Genomic DNA, 17,743 nt, shown 5'->3' with positions numbered 1-17,743 from the left:
AGGGGTGTTAGCGTCGGGACCATGTCTGCCATCTCGAAGGTCCTTGCCCTTGCTTCCCGCCCCGCGCCGCCGACGTCGAAACCCCGCCGCATCGGCGCCGTTGCCCTCGGTTCGTTCCTGGCCTTCGCCGGGACCTCGCACCTGACCTTCGCCCGGCAGGAGTTCCAGGCGCAGGTGCCGGACTGGGTTCCGCTGAACGAGGATGCCGTGGTGCTGCTCTCCGGCGTGGCCGAAATCAGCCTGGGTGCGGCGCTGATCCTGCTGCGGAAACGCCGGGTGCCGGTTGGGCTGGCCGCCGCTGCGTTCTTCATTGCGATCTTCCCGGGCAACATTTCCCAGTACGTCACCCACACGGACGCGTTCGGCCTGGATTCGGACCGCGCCCGGCTGGTGCGGCTGTTCTTCCAGCCGCCGCTGGTGCTGTGGGCGCTGTGGTCCACCGGGGCGTGGAAGGAACTGCGGGCGGCGCTGAAGGGCTAACCCGGCGGGTCAGGGCGCGGCCTGTTGCATCCTGGCGCGGCGTTTCTCTTCCCGAGCCGCCGCGTTCGCCTGCAGCAGCCGGGCCTTCTCCTTCTCCCGCCGCCGTTTGTCCCGACGGCGGGAGCGCCGTGCCCGGCGTCGTTCCTCGTTCCGTTCCTCGAGCTCGAATTGGGCCGCTTCCCAGTCGCGGTACCACCGGGGCAGCAGGAGGGGGCGGAGGAACTTCGGCAGGAAGTAGATATGGATCATCACCACGGTCATGCAAAACACGGCGGGAGCCAGCATGAGCCCACGCGTCACACCGGGGTCCACGCCGAGCACTTCCAGTCCGAGGAGAATGTCCACCGCGGTCATGGGCAGCCCCGCCCAGAACATCATGAATCCCAGCCGGGAGTGCTTTGCCGTTGAAGGGTAACTGGACGGACCTGCCCAGGACGTCCAACGGCCGGAATATGCGAGGATGCCCGCCGTGAGCAGGACCGGACCGGCGCATATTGCGAGGGCAGCGAACGCAATGACGGCAAACTGCGGTGGGGAGTCCATGGCGATCACTCTAGGGGACAGGGTTCGGGGTTAAAGTGCCTTTCCCTTACAGATGGGTCTCGCCTGCCGAATGTATATAGGGGCGTGCACCCGAAAGCGGTCGCGCGTGCGGCGGCGGTGTGCACACCCGCCTCGATCCGCACCAGCGAAAAGACCCACGAATGTCGCAGCAGCACGCCAGTCAGTCCACCCCGGAGCAGCCACCGGTTGGAGGACCAGAAACCGCAGAGATGCTTACTGCCGGCTCAGTACCTCCTCCGCCACCTGCGCCCGATGCCGATACCCCAGCGTCCCCGCGGGGTAGGAAAGCACGAGGAGACCGGCGCACGGCCATGAACCCTGCGGACAAACCACTGGTGGACCGACAGGTGGCGAAGCGTAAAGCCGCACGGATCTGGCTAGCGGCCGCCGGCGTCGTACTGCTGGCCGGCGGCGCTGTAGGTGGACATTTCCTGACCGACCCGACCCGGAGCGAGGAATACATCGCGCTCTCGGAAGAATCGGCGCAGCGCCAGTCGATGCTCGAGAAGTCCCAGGACGACTACAGCGTCATGAAGGAGGACTACAACAAGCTCTCCAGCGGCATATACGCCCGGGAGCTGAAGGTCGGGGAGCGGGAAGAAGCTGCCGCGAAGGCCGAGGCCGATGTGGAAAAGCGGGAATCTGCCGTCACCGCCGCGGAGAAGCAGAAGGCAGCCGACACCATCAGCGACGGTACCTGGACGGTGGGCACCAACGTTTCGCCGGGGACCTATACAACCGCGGCCGACGTCGGCTCCAGCTGTTACTGGGGAATCTACCGAAGCGGTTCGAACGGTGACGACATCCTGCAAAACGATCTGCCCGGCGGAGGCCGTCCCACCGTCACCCTGTCCGAGGGCCAGGACTTCAAGTCCAGCCGATGCGGCAAGTGGGAGAAGCAGTAATGACGCAGGAAGACGCAATGAACCCGGGTCCGCAGAACCCCGCCGACAGCACGGAGAGTGCGCGGATGAAGTCTATGCCGCCGCTGCCTCCAGCCCCTCCAGCACAGTCCGGGCCGCCCGCGCAGTCCGGGACCGGACCGGTGAATCCCGCGGCACTGCCGTTCGGTATGACGCCGTACCCGCCTACCGTCCAGTTGCCGCCGTCCCGGCGGAACTACGCATTGTTCGCCGGTGCTGGGCTTGTTGTCGGTCTGGGTGCTGGGCTCCTGCTCGCGCAGATTGACTTGCCCTCCAATTCCACCGCTCTGGTTGACGCTGTGGAGCTCTGCGATCTCACGGACCAGTCGGGTATCGCCCTTGGCGACGAGGGGCAGAGCTTGACGATGTCCGGTCAGGGTAACGAGACCTTCGGTTATGGAGCCAAATTCGCAGATATCCAATGTGTGCTGGCCGCCATTGATATGCCTGACAGTGTGAGCAGCAGGTTGGGGAATACCCGGGCACTGGACGGAACTCAAACTGCTCAATGGGGTGAGTTCTCCACCTTTTGGAACTACCACCCGGATGACGGCATGAACGTGACCGTTGAGGTTGTTGGCGAAAAGTAGCCGAGCCGTTCACCAGGCCCGGACCGGCCTCAACCGACCGACGGAATCTGAGGTGCTGAGGCACCAGGGCAAGTCGAGAAGCGTCCCCTGCGGGATCCGCAGGGGGCGCTTCTGTACTATCAACGGACTGGGGGAGCGGCCGCTGCCCTGCCAACTACTGGGGGACTCACGCCGTGCACATTCCGGAAATACTCACTGAGGAACAGACCGACAATGCAGTCACGCTGCTCAGCAACTACTACACCCAGCTCGGTTCCAAGGGGCGGGTCCGCACCGGGGCGCGGTTCGACACCTGGGCCGGAGGTGGAGACGCACCCGACGTCGTGAACACCATCACGGCCGATGACATGCTCGCCGCCTCGTTCCTCTCCGTTCCGTTCGAGCCAACGGCGGTCATCGGCATCCTGGACGAGCGGCGTGTAGACGTGGCGGCACTGCTGAGTAAGATCCCTTTCGATCTGGACCTTGCCGATCTCCAAGACGGCGATTTCGAAGCTGTCCTTGGCGCAGGAAGCCCAGCTTGGCAGCTCTGGGACATTCTCCGCGGCAATGATCTGGATGAGAAGGAAAAGTGGGGGATTGGCCCAACCCGAGCGAGCAAGCTGATGGCCCGCAAGCGTCCCCGCCTGATTCCGATCTGGGATTCAGTGGTTCAGGAGCAGACCGAATCGAAGGGCTCCCTGACCCAGTGGAAGGATTGGTATGCGGCGCTTACGAAGGACGGCGGCGTACTCGCCCTCCACCTCGATGAAATCCAGCGCCGCGCAGAGCTCCCACATCCCGTTTCCCGGCTCCGCGCCATGGATGTGGTGCTGTGGATGCGCGGCAGGCAAGCGGTCTAGCCTCCGGCCGGCGAAGACGAAGAGGCTTAGCCCCTCAGCGTGCGTCTGTTGTACAGATAACGGGGTTATCCCCACGGAATAACCCCGGTATCTGTACAACCGGCGCGGAGAAGCCCCGGGATCTGTACAACCGGCGCCGCCCGCACGTCGATAGTGCAGTTGATGCTGCCTCCCGGCCGGTCAGGGAGGCAGCATCTACTGCACTATGAACGCGTGCGGGCCCATGAATCGCGTAGACATACCCACCTAATGGGGCTCCTGCTTCCGGTGTGACAACAGCTGGCCGCACAGTGATTGGGAAATCCCAGGAAGCGCCGCCTTCCGTACGGCTGACGCCGCCCGAGACCAGCTCGGCAGCATCGCCTGCCGGCGGAAATCCGGATCGAATAACTTAACGCAGACAACGATGGGGGACGAATGACAATGAACAGGCTGCTCACCGACGAGGAAGTCTTCGCAGAGCACCGGCGGCTCCTGGCCCGTGGGGAGAAGCGATTCCTTCATCGGACGGAGTTTGGCAATCTGCAGAGTTACGCCTCGGATGAACTCGGGTTCCGACCCGACGGTGCTCCGCCGTCGGATCACCCCACTTCCTGGGTGCGGGGGGTGATCCTCCTCATCATGTATGCCGTATTCATTCTCTTTTTCGCCGGTGTTGGCCTTTTCCCGTCAGATGATTGGCTCTTGAGGGTCCTCGCGGCGATTCTCGTGGCCGTGATGCTCGGTTGTTCTTTCCGGCTCGCCGCGGCGACGCGAAAGGAATTCCGGGCCGCGAAAGTGCGGAAGCAGCGCGGGCTTCCGAGGCCCGGCCGCCAGGGTGTGGTTGCCCTGCCGGACGTTGTCGATGGGCGTTTCGGTTTCCGGCACTGACCGGACGTCGCCCGCTGCGCAGGGGTCCTCGTCGCCCGCTGCGCAGGGATCATCTTCGCCGGGGCGCGAAGAATCGGTTGCCGTAAATCCGGTGTACAGATAACGGGCTTATACCGGCCGAATAACCCCGTTATCTGTACACCGGACGAGGCTTAGCCCCGTTATCTGTACAACCGACGCCGCCCGCACGTTCATAGTGCAGTAGATGCTGCCCGCGGGCCGGTGAGGGGGCACCTACTGCACTATGAACCGGTCCAACCGCTGAACCGCCACAGAGAAGATCCCATCCAGCGGGGCTGGTGTTCCTGGAACGACAACCGCAGCCACAAGGGTCCCAGAGAGTGTGGGAATCCAGTTGGGCTGGCCCATCGGTGCTGCCTTCTGTACAGCTGATGCGGCCTGGGGCTGCGGCGGACAGCATCAGCTGTACAGAAGGTGAGGCCTATCGGGAAGCCGGCACTCCGGAGGCCCCCACCCCGGCCCACTCCGAAGGCCCGGAAGCCGGCCCACTCGAAGGCCACCACCCCCACCCGCCCGTTGCAAAAACGTCACGATGCGCTCGTTTGGAGCTTCTCGGAGCGCTTTGTGAAGCAGGTAACGGTAAGGTTGCTGGGTAGTTTTCGCTCGGACACCAAACTCCGACACCAAACACGGACACCAAGCGCCGGGCGGCGACAAGAAACATACGTAACCAAAGTGAAGAGGTCTTGATGTGTGGGAATTCGTGGCGGACCGGTATCAGCAGATCCTGTTCGCCGGATGGCAGCACTTCAGCCTAGTTGTCCAGTGCCTGATCCTGGCCACGGTCATTGCCGTGGTTATTGCGGCCCTGGTTTACCGCAATAAGACCCTCAGCGGAGTGGCCAACGGCGTCTCCGCGGTGGGCCTGACGTTGCCGTCCTTCGCCCTGATCGGCCTGCTGATCGCACCCTTCGGGTTCGGTGCCGTGCCGGCCGTGATCGTGGTGGCGTTCTATGCCACCCTGCCCATCCTGCGCAACGCGGTGGTGGGCCTGGCCGGGATTTCCCCGACCGTTGTTGAATCCGCCCGCGGTGTCGGCATGAGCCGGCTGCGCACGCTGCTGCGCATCGAACTGCCGCTGGCCTGGCCGGTCATCCTTGCCGGCGTGCGCGTGTCCGCCCAGATGGTGATGGGTATTGCCGCCATCGCGGCCTACGCCCTCGGCCCGGGACTCGGCGGCTTCATCTTCACCGGCCTGTCCCGCCTGGGCGGGGCCAACTCCCTCGAGTCCGTGGTGGTCGGCGTCGTCGGCGTCATCCTGCTGGCCCTGATCCTTGACCTTCTCCTGGTCGGCCTCGGCCGGCTCACAACCCCGCGAGGTATCCGTGTCTGAGACTCTTTCCCCAACCACCGGCGCCAAAGCCACCGCCACCGGCATCCTGCTCGAAGACGTCACCAAGCGCTTCCCCGGGCAGGACAAGCCGGCGGTCGGCGGCCTGACCATGGAGATTCCGCGGGGCAGCATCGTGATGCTGGTCGGCCCGTCGGGCTGCGGCAAGACCACCACGCTGAAGATGATCAACCGGCTCATCGAGCCCACCAGCGGACGGATCATCCTCGACGGCGAAGACGTCACCGGGATCGACGGCGACCAGCTGCGCCGCGGGATCGGCTACGTCATCCAGGCCGGCGGGCTCTTTCCGCACATGACCGTGGCGGCGAACATCGCCGTCGTCCCCAAGATGCTCAACTGGGACAAGGACCGCATCCAGGCCCGGGTGGACGAGCTGCTCGAACTGGTCTCCCTGGATCCGGCCCTGTACCGGGACCGGTACCCGAAGGAGCTGTCCGGCGGGCAGCAGCAGCGCGTGGGGGTGGCCCGTGCGCTGGCCGCCGATCCGCCCGTGCTGCTCATGGATGAACCGTTCGGCGCCGTGGACCCGATCACCCGCCAGCGGCTGCAGGACGAACTGCTGCACATCCAGTCCGAGCTGCACAAGACCATCGTCTGCGTCACCCATGACTTCGACGAAGCGGTGAAGCTGGGGGACTGGATCGCCATCTTCGACGAGGGCGCCCAGCTGGTCCAGTACGACTCCCCGGAACGGATCCTGGCCAACCCCGCCAACGAGTTCGTGGAGAACTTCATCGGCTCCGGCGCGGGCCTGAAGCAGCTCACCCTGACCCGCGTGAACGAGGTGGAGCTGGCGTCCCCGATTACGGCCGTCGTCGGCGACCTTGCCAGCGACACGCTCTCCCGCCTGCAGGGCGCCGGCGAGCAGAACGCCGTGTTGCTGGACGAACGGGAGCGGCCCATCCAGTGGCTCTCCCGCCGCCAGCTCAGCCGCCTGGACCGGCACACGGACGCCGTTGATGCCAAGCTTCCGGTGATCAGCGAGCATTCCACGCTCAATGACGCGCTGGACACCATGCTGGTCTCCAGCACGGGCGCCGCCCTGGTGACGGGTCCGCGGGACCGGTTCCTCGGCCTGGTCACCGTCCAGACGGTGATGGAAGCGATCACGGCAGCGAACGACGCCGCGCAGCAGGGCTCCTCCGGCGCACCGGTGGGCCTCAACAGCGGCGGCATCCGACGCGGCACAGAGACAGACGCGCAGGCGGCGGTGCAGGACGACGCCGGTGCTGCCGCCGGCCAGGGCACCCGATGACCGCCGTTTCCACGGCCGCCCAGGCCCGGACCGAAGCCGAAAGCGGCGCCGGCCCGACATCCTGGCGGCCGCTGCTGCTGCAGCTGGCCGGCATCGCGGTGGCCTTCGGGCTCCTGATGCTCTGGCTGACCACCGCCGAGCTCAGCGTCACCGAGCGCACCACCCTGGCCCCTGCAGCACTGTGGGACTACACCGTCCAGCACCTCCTGCTCACCGGGGTGTCCGCGGTGATCGTGCTGGTGATCGCCATCCCGCTGGGCGTGCTGCTCACCCGCGGACGGATGCGCCGGGTCACCGGACCGATCATGGCGCTGGCCAACATCGGCCAGGCGGCGCCGGCCATCGGGCTGCTGGTGCTGCTGGCCTTCTGGGTCGGGTTCGGCTTCCGGGCAGCCATCGGCGCGCTGGTGGTCTACGCCCTGCTGCCGGTCATGCGGAACACCATGGTGGGCCTGCAGCAGGTGGACCCGCGCATCGTGGAGGCCGGCCGCGGCGTCGGCATGAGCAACGCCCAGGTGCTGTTTCGGCTGGAACTGCCGCTCGCGGTGCCCGTGATGCTCTCCGGCGTCCGGACCGCCCTGGTGCTCCTGGTGGGCACCGCCACCCTGGCCACGTTCGTCAACGGCGGCGGGCTAGGGATCCTCATCACTACCGGCGTGAACCTGAACCTGACCACGGTGCTGGTGGCCGGAGCCCTGCTGGTGGCGCTGCTGGCCCTGGTGGTCGACTGGATCGGACGCCTGGTCGAGCACGTTGCCCGGCCGAAGGGACTCTAATGAAAAAGCAGCCAAACGCACGCGTCCGCCTCGCTGCCGCAGGAGCCGCCGCCGTCAGCCTGTTGCTTGCGGGCTGCGGACTGCAGCCCGCAGCCTCCTATGTGCCGGAGGCGGACCCCGGGCTGATCCAGCCCGTCGAGGGCCTGCCCGACGACGCGAAACTCACCGTCACCAGCAAGAACTTCACCGAACAGCTCATCCTGGGCAAGATCGCGGTGCTGGCCACCAAGGTAGCCGGCTTCGACGTCACCGACCTGACCAACGTGCCCGGCAGCCAGCCGGCCCGGGAGCTGCTCCTGTCCGGGCAGGCCGGCATGACGTGGGAATACACCGGCACCGGATGGATCGCCTACCTCGGCCAGAGCGAAGGCATCCCAGACAAACAGGAACAATGGCAGGCCGTGCATGACGCGGACCTTGCCAACGGCGTCACCTGGGGCGATCCGGCGCCGCTGAACAACACCTACGCCATGGCCATCCGCAGCGAAGCGGCCGAGGAACTGGGCGTGGACAGCATCTCCGACATCGCCAACCTGCCGGTGGAGGAGCGCACGTTCTGCCTCGAGGCCGAGTTCAACTCGCGTCCGGACGGCATGAACCCGCTGCTGGAAAAGTACGGCATACCGCGCGGGGCGCCCAACGGCGTGCCGGACGCCAATATCGGCATCTATGACACCGGTGCCGTGTATTCGGCGACCGACGCCGGGGAGTGCAACTTCGGCGAGGTCTTTGCCACGGACGGACGGATCGATTCGCTGGGACTGACCGTGCTCGAGGATGATCTGGCCTACTTCCCCGCCTACAACGCCGCGCCGGTCTTCAATACCGAGGCGCTGGAGGAATATCCGGAGCTGGTAGACATCTTCGCGCAGGTGTCCCCTTTGCTTACGGACGAAGAACTGCGCAAGATGAACCTTGCCGTAGACGTCTACGGCCAGGAGCCTGCCGACGTCGCCTTCGACTGGATGGTCGAGAAGGGCCTGATTACCGCTCCCGAGTGAGGTGGACACCGTGGACCTTCCAGCCATCCTCGACGCCGGCCACGTCGACGACGCCGCCGGCCTGCTGCACCGCTACTACACGCAGAAACTGACCTCCGGGCATGTGCGGACCGGGGCAAGGTTCGACACCTGGGCCGGCGGGGGAGACTCCCCGGGGGCCGCCAACCGGATCACCGCCGATGACCTGGTTGCCCTGGCCCTGCTCGGCGAGGAAATCAAGGGGCCGGCGGTGGTGGGGCTGCTCGAGACCAAGGCCCCGGAGATCGGCGAGCTGTTGGAACTAATTCCGGTGAACCTGGAGCTGGCGGACGTTACCGGCGTCGAATACGTCCACGTCCTCGGCAAGGACAGCCCGGCATGGCTGCTCTGGGAAGTGTTCCGGGGCTACCGGGGCGGGCAATGGAAGATGGGCCCCATGAAAACCAGCAAGCTGCTGGCCCGCAAGCGGCCGAAACTGATCCCGATCTGGGATTCGATGGTCGCCCGCAGCATCGGAGCGGGTACTTCCCTCACGCAGTGGGAGGAGTGGCATGCGCTGCTCACCGACAATGACCGGGAACTGGCCCGGCGACTCGATGCGGTCCAGGACCGGGCGGCCTTGCCGGTCCGGGTTTCCCGGTTGCGGGCCATGGACGTGGTGCTGTGGATGGACGCCAAGCAGCGCGGTTTCCGGGCGGCGCCGGGCGACGACGACTGAATTGCCGGGCCGGTGGAAGACGCCGGCGGCTAGTTCCGGTAGGTGAACACGGTCAGCCCGCCGGTCGCGAAACGGGGGATATCGGCGTTGGCGGCCTGCCCCTCGGCGGTGGTCAGGGACTCCTGCATGGCCGATTCGTCGTCGAAATCGGCTTCAAACAGTGCAAAATACGGCGGCTGCTCCTCCGCCGACCTCAGCTCCTCGGAAGCCCGCAGCTCGCGGAGGCCGGGAATGTTGCGCACCAGCGGCAGGTGTACGTTGCGGTAGTGCCGGCGGAAGGCAACCGGGTCCCGCGGCTGCCGGAACAAAACAACGAGGGTGTGCATGCAGAAAAGGTAACGCGGCCGGCGGCAACGGGACAGGGGGTTGGTCCGGCGCCGTTAAGGACAGGTAGTGCCGCACCGGACTAGAGTCCTCAGTACGCCGGGACGCCATGCCCGCGGACCCGCAACGAAGAGGAACCCTTATGTCACTTTCCACCAGCCCAGCCGCGACGCCGACGCCGACGCCGGAGCTTCCGGACAGCATGCGCGTCTCGGTCCTGCGCGTCCCGGCCGCCGGGGGTGAAGGTACCGACAGCCACGCCTCCAACCAGCTCTCCGTCGATGAACGCCCGCTTCCGCAGTTGGCGCCGAACGAGGTGCTGGTCCGGGTGGCCGCCGTCGGTGTCTGCGGCAGCGACGTGCACTACTTCCGGCACGGGCGGATCGGGCAGTTTGTCGTGGAGGAGCCTCTGGTGCTCGGGCACGAAGCGTCCGGGACCATTGCCGCCGTCGGCGCCGCCGTGGACCCGGAGCGGATCGGCCAGCGCGTGTCCATCGAGCCGCAGAAACCCTGCCGCCGCTGCGGGCAGTGCAAGCAGGGCCGCTACAACCTGTGCCCGGACATGGCCTTCTATGCCACCCCGCCGGTCGACGGTGCCTTTGCCGAATACGTGGCGATCGAGTCCGATTTCGCCCACGCCGTTCCGGACACCGTCTCGGACGAAGCCGCGGCCCTGATGGAGCCGCTGTCGGTGGGGATCTGGGCCTGCCAAAAGGCCGGCGTCGGGCCCGGACAGCGGGTCCTGATAGCCGGGGCCGGGCCGATCGGCGTGATCATTGCCCAGGTGGCGCGCGCTTTCGGTGCCAGCGCCGTGTACATCAGCGACATCGCGCAGGAACGGCTGGACTTCGCCGCCCGGCACGGAGCCACGCACACCGTGCATGCCGCCCAGCCGGTGGACGGGCTGGGCGTGGATGCGTTCATCGACGCGTCCGGAGCTCCCAGCGCGGTCCGCGCAGGCATCCGGGCGGTGGCCCCGGGCGGGCGGGCCGTGTTGGTGGGCATGGGCGCCGAGGACGTCGAACTGCCGGTCGGCGTCATCCAGAACCGCGAAATCTGGCTCACCGGCGTCTTCCGCTATGCCAACACCTGGCCGACGGCGATCTCGCTGGTGGCAGAGGGCAAGGTGGACCTGGACGTGCTGGTCACCCATGAGTTCGGGCTCGGCCAGGTGCGGGAGGCGCTCGACGCCGGGCAGGAACCGGGCGCACTCAAGGCCATGGTCCAGCCATGGCGCTGACGGACGGCGCCGCGGAGTCCGGCACCGGTCCGCGCGGAGCGGACCGGGAAAAGAAAACTCCGCGGCGCACCTCGACACTAAGTTACTGAGCGGTAATATAGCGGGCATGCACCTCATTCTGCGCACCATCCTGACCCTGTTCCGCGCCCGACGCCGGCCCAAGCTGGGCTTCTTCGAGACCTCCTCAGTGCCCGCGAAGGTCCTGGTCACCGACATCGACTTTGCGATGCACCTGAACAACGGCATGTACTTCTCGATGATGGACCTGGGCCGCTTCGACCTGCTGGTCCGCAGCGGCGTCTGGGACATCATGAAAAAGCGCGGCTGGAGCCCGGTGGCGAACAACGAAACCATCAGCTTCCGAAAATCCCTGCAGCTGCACCAGCAGTACAGCATCGAAACCCGGGTCATCGGGTTCGATGAACGGGCCATCTACATTGAGCAGCGCATGGTGGCGGACGGCGAGATCTATGCCAGCGCGGTCATCTGCACCCGTCTGGTATCCAAGAGCGGCCCGGTGAGCAACGAGGAGATCTTCGAGGCCGTGGGTGCTGTCCCGCCGTCGGACCTGGAACTGCCGGAGTGGATCACCGACTGGCGTGCCGCCGTCGCGCTGCCGAGCACCCGCCGCCCCGCTCCGCACACCTGGGCCTAAGCGGTGCTCCGGTCCCGGGCGTTGCCCGGGACCGTTGACACCCCCGGATGCCGGGCCGAACCTAGAAGCAGGGGGACCTAGGAACGGGGTGCTCGGTGAAGCTGACGGTCAACACTTTTCTGACGTTGAACGGCGTGATGCAGGCTCCGGGCAGCGTGGAGGAAGACCCGTCCGGCGGTTTCACCGGCGGCGGGTGGCTGACTCCGCTTGCTGATCCTGACCTGGAGCAGATTGTCTCCGAGTGGTACGCCATGGCCGATGCACTGCTGCTCGGGCGTAACACGTACGACATGATGCAGCCCTACTGGGAGGCCGCGAACCAACCCGGGGACTTCATTGCCACAGCACTGAACCGACTGCCGAAGTATCTGGTCTCCACCGCAATGCCGTCGGCGCCCTGGCACAACACCCATCTGCTCGAAGGAGAGCTGGTCTCGAGCGTGGAACGGCTGAAGTCCCGGCGCAGCGGCGAACTCCAGGTCCATGGCAGCTATCAGCTGGTGCAGGCGCTGGCGGCGGCCGGGCTGGTGGACGCGTACCGGCTGCTGATTTTCCCGGTGGTGGTGGGCCAGGGCAAGCGGCTCTTCGAAGACATCCGCGAGGCCGCCTCCTACAGCGTCTCCCGGCCGCAGACCACCCGCTCCGGAGCCATCTGCGTCACGCTGCACCCCGCCGCGCTGCCGGCTGAAACGGGGTCCGACGCCGGATCCGGAATGTCCGCCTGACGCCGTTCAGTCAGGCCCAAATAAGGAAGAAGTTTTCCGCTCTGCGATAAAGTGGGGGCAATTCGTGGGGAGGGGCAATCATGGCTGAACGGGCCGCCGGATCCGGCGTGCAGTCAGTGGAACGGGTCTTTGAACTGCTGGAGCTGATTGCCGACGCCGGCGGGGCAGTGACGCTGAGCGAACTTGCCGCCTCCACCTCCCTGCCCCTGCCCACCATCCACCGGCTGCTGCGCACCCTTGTGGGCCGGGGGTATGCCCGGCAGCTGCCCAACCGGCGTTACGCCCTCGGGCCGAAGCTGATCCGGCTCGGGGAAGGCGCCAACCTGCAGCTCGGTGCGCTGGCGATGCCGCAGCTCAAGGGCCTCGCGGACGATCTGGGCGAGACCTCAAACATGGCAGTGCTCGACGCCGACATGGTGGTTTATGTGGCCCAGGTTCCCTCGCGGCATTCCATGCGGATGTTCACGGAAGTCGGCCGCCGGGTGCATACCCATGACACCGGCGTCGGCAAGGCGATCCTGGCGCAGCTGCCGGATGAACAGGTCCGCAGCATCGTGGGCAGGGCGGGCATGCCCACCCCCACCGGTCACAGCCTGGGCAGCGTCGATGCGCTGCTGGCAGATCTGGCAGGCATCCGGGAGCGCGGGTACTCCGTGGACGAGCAGGAACAGGAACTCGGGGTGCGCTGCTTCGCCATGGCCGTCCCCAACGCGCCCACGCCGTCGGCGGTTTCCGTCTCGGGGCCGGTCTCGCGGGTGGATGAAGCCTTCGCGGACCGTGCGGTGCCGCTGCTGCGCGCAGCCGTGGAGCGGATCTCCGCCGAGCTGAACCGCTAGGACATTTCCCGGGAGCCTTTTCGGGCAGCCTTCCCGGGCATGGAAAAGGGCAGGTGCCGCGGCTGCGGTACCTGCCCTTTTCTCAGTGATGCGAGGTGATGCGGTGCTGCCTAACTGTGTGCTGCCCGGACCTTAGTGCTGGTTGCCGCGGCGGGTGCCGGCGATCAGCATGCCGATCGGAACCAGCAGCAGGAGCAGCGGGATGAGTACGGCCAGGATCTTCGGGGAGGTGAAGATTTCGCCCGGGGTCAGCGCCGTGGTGCTGGCCCGCATGGTGTCTGCACCTTCGGAGATCTTGCCGTTGCCGTCTGCCAGGGTCTTGCTGCCTTCGGCCAGTTCGGTGTTGCCGTCGGCCAGCTTCTTCGCGCCATCCTTCAGGTCGCTCGTGCCAGCGGTCAGCGTCTTGCCGCCGTCGTCGAGCTTCACAACACCCTCGTCCAGGGACTCGGTGCCGGTGACCAGGCGGCTGGTGCCGTCGGAGAGGCTGATGGTGCCGTCGTAGATCTTGTAGTTGCCGTCGGCCAGCGTGTAAGCGCCGGTTTCCAGGGTGTCCAGGCCGGTGGCGAGGGTTCCTGCGCCGGTGGCGAGCTTGCCGTTGCCTTCGGCCAGCGTGTACGCGCCGGTCTCGAGGGTCTTCAGGCCGGTGTTCAGCTCGGCGGCACCTCCGGAAAGCGTTCCGGCACCGTCATAGGCCGTCTTGACCCCATTAGCTGCGGTCTGAGCGCCTTCAGAGAGTGCGGGAGCCTTGGTGTTGAGTTCCGTCAGCCCGGCGGAGACGGCTCCGGTGCCGTACAACAGGCCTTGCGCATCGACCTGGGGGGTTCCGTTAGCGGTCAGGTGGTACGGCGTAGGGCCGTCGACGGCGGGGTCATAGCCCGTGATTCCGTTATCGAGACCCGCTACCAGCCATTCGAGTCCTTCGAGTTTGTCAGCTGCCTGAGTAAAGGCTCCGCTTGCAATTGGGTCAAGAGCGTACAGCTTGGCGAGCCCGCGGAGCTGTTCGACACCCTTGGACGTTGCACCGGGCTGGTAGGAAACCAGGTCATTACGAATGTTCGTGTACGCGGTATTCCCGTCCTTGCCCGGAGTCGCGTGGATAGCGTTCCACATCTTGAGAGCTCCGCCGTTGACACTCTCCGCACCGGGAGCGAGCTGTCCGATGCCGGCTACGGCCTCTTTGGACTTGTCAGCGAGGAGCTGAGACCCGCTCACCAGCGGCTCCATCCCCGTGTGCAGATCGTTCGCACCGGTGGCCAGCCTGTCGGAGCCCTCACGCGCCGTCGTCGCACCGGCAGCCAGCGTGTTGGCGCCGTCGGCAGCGCTGTAGGCGCCGGCGGTCAGCGTGCCCGCACCCGTACGGGCGTTGGTGGCACCGGCAGCAAGCTTGTTGGCACCTTCGTTGGCGGCCTCGGCACCGGTGAGGAGCTTGACGGCTCCTTCATCCAGCGTGGTGGCGCCTTCCTTCAGGGTGGTCACGCCGGCCTTGGCGGAACCGATGCCCTTGGCCAGGGTGTTGGCGCCCGCGTCAACCTTTTCGGTACCTTCTGAGAGGTCCTTGGCACCGGTCTGCGCCTTCTCGGCGCCGGCCTTCAGGTCTCCTGCGCCGGTGGAGGCGCGCTCGGCGCCGTCGCTCAGCTCCGATGCGCCGCTGGCAACCTTGCCCGTAAAGAGCACGAAGAAGGCGAGGAGGAGGACCAGGAACAACGCCAAAAGTACGGTTAAAAGTGTGTGTGGGCGGCTGGAGGCGCGCCCGGACGTGGAACTCGTCATTGAATATCCTTCTTCTGCTTCTTACGATTCGAGACTGACTAAGCGGCGAGCGGCAAGGACGCAGCCTCCGCGGATGCAAGGTGACCGGGTCCGTCGCTACGTTGAGACGTAATCAGCCAAGACCAGTGTGATGTCTGTTACATCTAAGCTACCCGCGGGTAACAAAGCAAGGCTTTTTCGAAATTAGTTACCGATGAGTAGGTTGCGCGGTATGTTTTGCTGCGCTAGTGGTACTCAGCGTGTCGAATCCATGTAACCCAGCCCACACCGGGCATCGTTGAGTGCAGACAGGATCGGCGTGAGATAAGGGAGTCTGTATGAGCTGGCTGGACCGCGACCGCACAATCGCCCCGCCCGGGTTCAATCGATGGCTGATTCCGCCGGCTGCGCTGGCCGTACACCTGTGCATCGGACAGGTCTACGCCACCAGCGTCTACAAGACGGCGCTCGTGGAATACTTCGGCGCCAGCCTCACGCAGATCGGCATTATCTTCTCCATCGCCATCGTGATGCTCGGGCTCTCCGCCGCCGTGATGGGCACTTGGGTGGATGCCAACGGACCCCGCAAGGCCATGTTCGTTTCGGCCATGTTCTGGGTCAGCGGCTTCCTCATTGGTGCCTTGGGTATCTTCACCGGGCAGCTCTGGCTGCTGTACCTCGGCTACGGCTTCATCGGCGGCATCGGCCTGGGGATCGGCTACATTTCCCCGGTCTCCACCCTGATCAAATGGTTCCCCGACCGGCCCGGCCTCGCCACGGGCATGGCCATCATGGGCTTCGGCGGCGGTGCGCTGATCGCCAGCCCGCTCTCCTCGGCACTGCTCACCTTCTTTGACCCTGAATCCGGCACCCCCGGATGGGTGGCCAGCGGCGACGCCGTGGGCAAGCTGTTCCTCACCCTGGGCGCCCTCTACCTGGTGTACATGCTCTACGGTGCCTGGAGCATCCGGGTGCCGGCAGCGGACTGGAAGCCCGAGGGCTTTGACCCCTCCACCGTCGCCTCCAAGTCCCTGGTCACCACCAACCACGTCTCGGCCGCCAACGCCATCAAGACCCGGCAGTTCTGGCTGGTCTGGATTGTGCTCTTCTGCAACGTCACCGCGGGCATCGGCATCCTGGAACAGGCAGCGCCCATGATCCAGGACTTCTTCCGCCAGCCCGACGGCGCCTCGCTGGTGACGGCCGCCGTCGCCGGCGGTTTTGTCGGCCTGCTCTCGATCGGCAACATGGGCGGGCGCTTCGTCTGGTCCGCCACCTCCGACCTGATCGGCCGCAAGCGCATCTACATGATCTACCTCGGTGCCGGCGCTGTCCTGTACGCCCTGCTGTCCTTCTTCGGAGACACGTCCACCATCCTCTACGTGGCCCTGGCGTTCGTGATCCTGTCCTTCTATGGCGGCGGGTTTGCCACGGTTCCCGCCTACCTGCGGGACCTCTTCGGCACGTTCCAGGTCGGTGCCATCCATGGCCGGCTCCTCACGGCCTGGTCCGCTGCCGGCATTGCCGGTCCGCTGATCGTCAACTCCTTCCTGGATGCCCAGGGCACCCCGGGGGAGCTGACCGCGGCGGCGTACTATCCGGCACTGCTGACCATGGTGGGACTGCTGGTGGTTGGCTTCATCGCCAACCTGCTGGTGACGCCGGTTGCGTCCCGCTACCATGAACCCGCGAAATCCGAGCCGGCCGCCCCGGCCCGGACCGCCACCCAGGACGGAGAACGCTGATGACCAAGGCAAAGCTGACGGTGAGCTGGCTGCTGGTGGGGGTCCCCCTGGCCTACGGGGTGTTCCAGACCCTGACCCGGGCCGCGGCGCTCTTCGGCTGACCGAGGCACCGCGGATCACGGGTATGGGGCAGGACATGGCCGGCAGCTGGAATGAGGTTCGGATCCTGCCGCCGGAAGCGCGGCCGGACGCCTATACCCAGCTGCCGTTCACGGGCTGGTTCCTCATGATGGGATGGGCGGCGAGGGCGCAGCACACCTACCGCCATCCCGGCACGCTCTATGAAACCCTGCCGACCCAGGAGCTGTTTGCCCCCGAGGACGAGGAATGGGTCTACCAAATGACCAATGACTATCTGGCGCTGGTCGGCATTCCACCCGTCCCGCGCGGATACGTCTGGTTCCTGGCCCGGCCTGCAGGAATCACCTCGGATGAAGCCCTGTGGCGGCGGCTGAACGAAAAAATCGATGAGGTGGGAGGCATACCCCACTTCGACGGCCCCGCCTACGCCACGGGGGCCTATCCGGTCATCGCGGAGGCGGTGCGGCGGCTCTACTGACGGGGCTTCGAAACCTTGGCGTCCTTCGAATCCATCACCTGGTCCATGACCAGGGAATAGAGCACCGCTGCCATTGCCATGACGGGACGGGGCCGGGCCACTCGGCGTCGGACCAGCCACGCTTCGACAGCCTCATCCAGTACGAGGCTCAATGCCGTGATCCCGCTGACGGCTGCGCCCATCAGCACAGCCAGACCCGTCAGCGCAATTCCCGGCATCCGCCTCTGGGGCCCGGCTGCACGCACGTAGGAAGGGGCGGTTGCGGAATCACCCCCGGCCCCGACGGTGAACGGGGTGACGAGGTCAACCGTTCCGGCGGCGGCCAGCTCACTCCCTTTTCGCATGCCCCTACTGAGGGCCACGACGCCGATGGCGCCCACGGCTGCGCCCGGTACAAGAACATAGGCGCGGCGCAGTCCCGGGGACCAGTCGGCCGGCCTCGACAGGGTAAAACCGCCGACGGCAGCGGCAATCGTGAGTGACAGCGGAAGATTCTTCATGGCCCACACGGTACCTGCCGCCGGAGGGGCTGTGGAA

General features: G+C 66.1%; 20 protein-coding genes. 16 read left to right on the top strand and 4 right to left on the bottom strand.

Annotated features, from left to right (window positions below; all coding sequences use genetic code 11):
* The first annotated feature begins 21 nt into the window (after positions 1–21).
* Positions 22–480 (top strand): hypothetical protein, encoded by a 459-nt coding sequence (locus N2L00_RS14180; RefSeq protein WP_255862455.1) that lies wholly within the window; start codon positions 22–24, stop codon positions 478–480.
* Between the two features lie 9 nt (positions 481–489).
* On the opposite strand, the gene N2L00_RS14175 is transcribed toward N2L00_RS14180, so the two are convergent.
* Positions 490–1,023, bottom strand: coding sequence for a hypothetical protein (locus tag N2L00_RS14175; protein ID WP_255862456.1), 534 nt, complete (start codon positions 1,021–1,023; stop codon positions 490–492).
* Positions 1,024–1,355: 332 nt separating this feature from the next.
* Here N2L00_RS14175 and N2L00_RS14170 point away from each other — a divergent pair, with 332 nt between their 5' ends.
* The 9 genes from N2L00_RS14170 (at position 1,356) to N2L00_RS14130 (ending at position 9,373) form a co-directional block, all read left to right on the top strand.
* Positions 1,356–1,949: a hypothetical protein gene (locus N2L00_RS14170; RefSeq protein WP_255862457.1), complete on the top strand. Its 594-nt coding sequence runs from the start codon at positions 1,356–1,358 to the stop codon at positions 1,947–1,949.
* Entirely contained in the window at positions 1,949–2,557 is a 609-nt protein-coding gene (locus N2L00_RS14165) for a hypothetical protein (RefSeq protein WP_255862458.1), read from the top strand. The genes N2L00_RS14170 and N2L00_RS14165 overlap by 1 nt, the downstream gene beginning before the upstream one ends.
* 173 nt (positions 2,558–2,730) lie before the next feature.
* Complete coding sequence (locus N2L00_RS14160) at positions 2,731–3,399, top strand: DUF6308 family protein (RefSeq protein WP_255862459.1); 669 nt, start codon at positions 2,731–2,733, stop codon at positions 3,397–3,399.
* A 423-nt stretch (positions 3,400–3,822) separates the two neighbouring features.
* Positions 3,823–4,269, top strand: a complete 447-nt coding sequence (locus tag N2L00_RS14155; RefSeq protein WP_255862460.1) for a hypothetical protein — start codon at positions 3,823–3,825, stop codon at positions 4,267–4,269.
* Positions 4,270–4,981: 712 nt separating this feature from the next.
* Entirely contained in the window at positions 4,982–5,623 is a 642-nt protein-coding gene (locus tag N2L00_RS14150) for an ABC transporter permease (RefSeq protein ID WP_227919365.1), read from the top strand.
* The gene (locus N2L00_RS14145) at positions 5,616–6,899 is read left to right on the top strand and encodes an ATP-binding cassette domain-containing protein (RefSeq protein WP_255765162.1); all 1,284 of its coding nucleotides are present in this window, start codon (positions 5,616–5,618) and stop codon (positions 6,897–6,899) included. The genes N2L00_RS14150 and N2L00_RS14145 overlap by 8 nt, the downstream gene beginning before the upstream one ends.
* A complete protein-coding gene (locus N2L00_RS14140; RefSeq protein ID WP_370647220.1) occupies positions 6,896–7,675 on the top strand; it encodes an ABC transporter permease in 780 nt (259 codons plus the stop codon). The genes N2L00_RS14145 and N2L00_RS14140 overlap by 4 nt, the downstream gene beginning before the upstream one ends.
* A complete protein-coding gene (locus N2L00_RS14135) occupies positions 7,675–8,676 on the top strand; it encodes a glycine betaine ABC transporter substrate-binding protein (protein ID WP_255862461.1) in 1,002 nt (333 codons plus the stop codon). Before N2L00_RS14140 ends, N2L00_RS14135 begins: the two co-directional genes overlap by 1 nt.
* A gap of 10 nt (positions 8,677–8,686) precedes the next feature.
* The gene (locus N2L00_RS14130; protein ID WP_255765160.1) at positions 8,687–9,373 is read left to right on the top strand and encodes a DUF6308 family protein; all 687 of its coding nucleotides are present in this window, start codon (positions 8,687–8,689) and stop codon (positions 9,371–9,373) included.
* A 29-nt stretch (positions 9,374–9,402) separates the two neighbouring features.
* Here N2L00_RS14130 and N2L00_RS14125 read toward each other — a convergent pair whose 3' ends face one another.
* Positions 9,403–9,699, bottom strand: a complete 297-nt coding sequence (locus N2L00_RS14125; RefSeq protein WP_255862462.1) for an EthD family reductase — start codon at positions 9,697–9,699, stop codon at positions 9,403–9,405.
* Positions 9,700–9,839: 140 nt separating this feature from the next.
* Here N2L00_RS14125 and N2L00_RS14120 point away from each other — a divergent pair, with 140 nt between their 5' ends.
* The 4 genes from N2L00_RS14120 (at position 9,840) to N2L00_RS14105 (ending at position 13,153) form a co-directional block, all read left to right on the top strand.
* Entirely contained in the window at positions 9,840–10,937 is a 1,098-nt protein-coding gene (locus N2L00_RS14120; RefSeq protein WP_255862463.1) for an NAD(P)-dependent alcohol dehydrogenase, read from the top strand.
* Positions 10,938–11,043: 106 nt separating this feature from the next.
* On the top strand, positions 11,044–11,592 hold the full coding sequence (locus N2L00_RS14115) for a thioesterase family protein (RefSeq protein WP_255862464.1): 549 nt from the start codon (positions 11,044–11,046) through the stop codon (positions 11,590–11,592).
* Positions 11,593–11,687: 95 nt separating this feature from the next.
* Complete coding sequence (locus N2L00_RS14110) at positions 11,688–12,317, top strand: dihydrofolate reductase family protein (protein ID WP_255765157.1); 630 nt, start codon at positions 11,688–11,690, stop codon at positions 12,315–12,317.
* 80 nt (positions 12,318–12,397) lie between these two features.
* Positions 12,398–13,153, top strand: a complete 756-nt coding sequence (locus tag N2L00_RS14105; RefSeq protein WP_255765156.1) for an IclR family transcriptional regulator — start codon at positions 12,398–12,400, stop codon at positions 13,151–13,153.
* 132 nt (positions 13,154–13,285) lie between these two features.
* Here N2L00_RS14105 and N2L00_RS14100 read toward each other — a convergent pair whose 3' ends face one another.
* On the bottom strand, positions 13,286–14,923 hold the full coding sequence (locus N2L00_RS14100) for a hypothetical protein (RefSeq protein WP_255862465.1): 1,638 nt from the start codon (positions 14,921–14,923) through the stop codon (positions 13,286–13,288).
* Positions 14,924–15,240: 317 nt separating this feature from the next.
* Here N2L00_RS14100 and N2L00_RS14095 point away from each other — a divergent pair, with 317 nt between their 5' ends.
* Together N2L00_RS14095 and N2L00_RS14090 are read left to right on the top strand one after the other, a co-directional pair.
* Positions 15,241–16,647: an OFA family MFS transporter gene (locus N2L00_RS14095; protein ID WP_255765154.1), complete on the top strand. Its 1,407-nt coding sequence runs from the start codon at positions 15,241–15,243 to the stop codon at positions 16,645–16,647.
* 124 nt (positions 16,648–16,771) lie between these two features.
* Positions 16,772–17,206, top strand: a complete 435-nt coding sequence (locus N2L00_RS14090; RefSeq protein WP_255862466.1) for a DUF5956 family protein — start codon at positions 16,772–16,774, stop codon at positions 17,204–17,206.
* On the opposite strand, the gene N2L00_RS14085 is transcribed toward N2L00_RS14090, so the two are convergent.
* Positions 17,200–17,706 (bottom strand): hypothetical protein, encoded by a 507-nt coding sequence (locus tag N2L00_RS14085; protein WP_255862467.1) that lies wholly within the window; start codon positions 17,704–17,706, stop codon positions 17,200–17,202. The two genes, N2L00_RS14090 and N2L00_RS14085, sit on opposite strands and share 7 nt — an antisense overlap.
* Positions 17,707–17,743 lie beyond the last annotated feature (37 nt).

The organism is Arthrobacter sp. zg-Y1171 (assembly GCF_025244845.1).
GTDB lineage: Bacteria > Actinomycetota > Actinomycetes > Actinomycetales > Micrococcaceae > Arthrobacter_B.
Note: the sequence above shows the minus strand (reverse complement) of the source record. Positions and strands in the feature narration are given on the sequence as shown.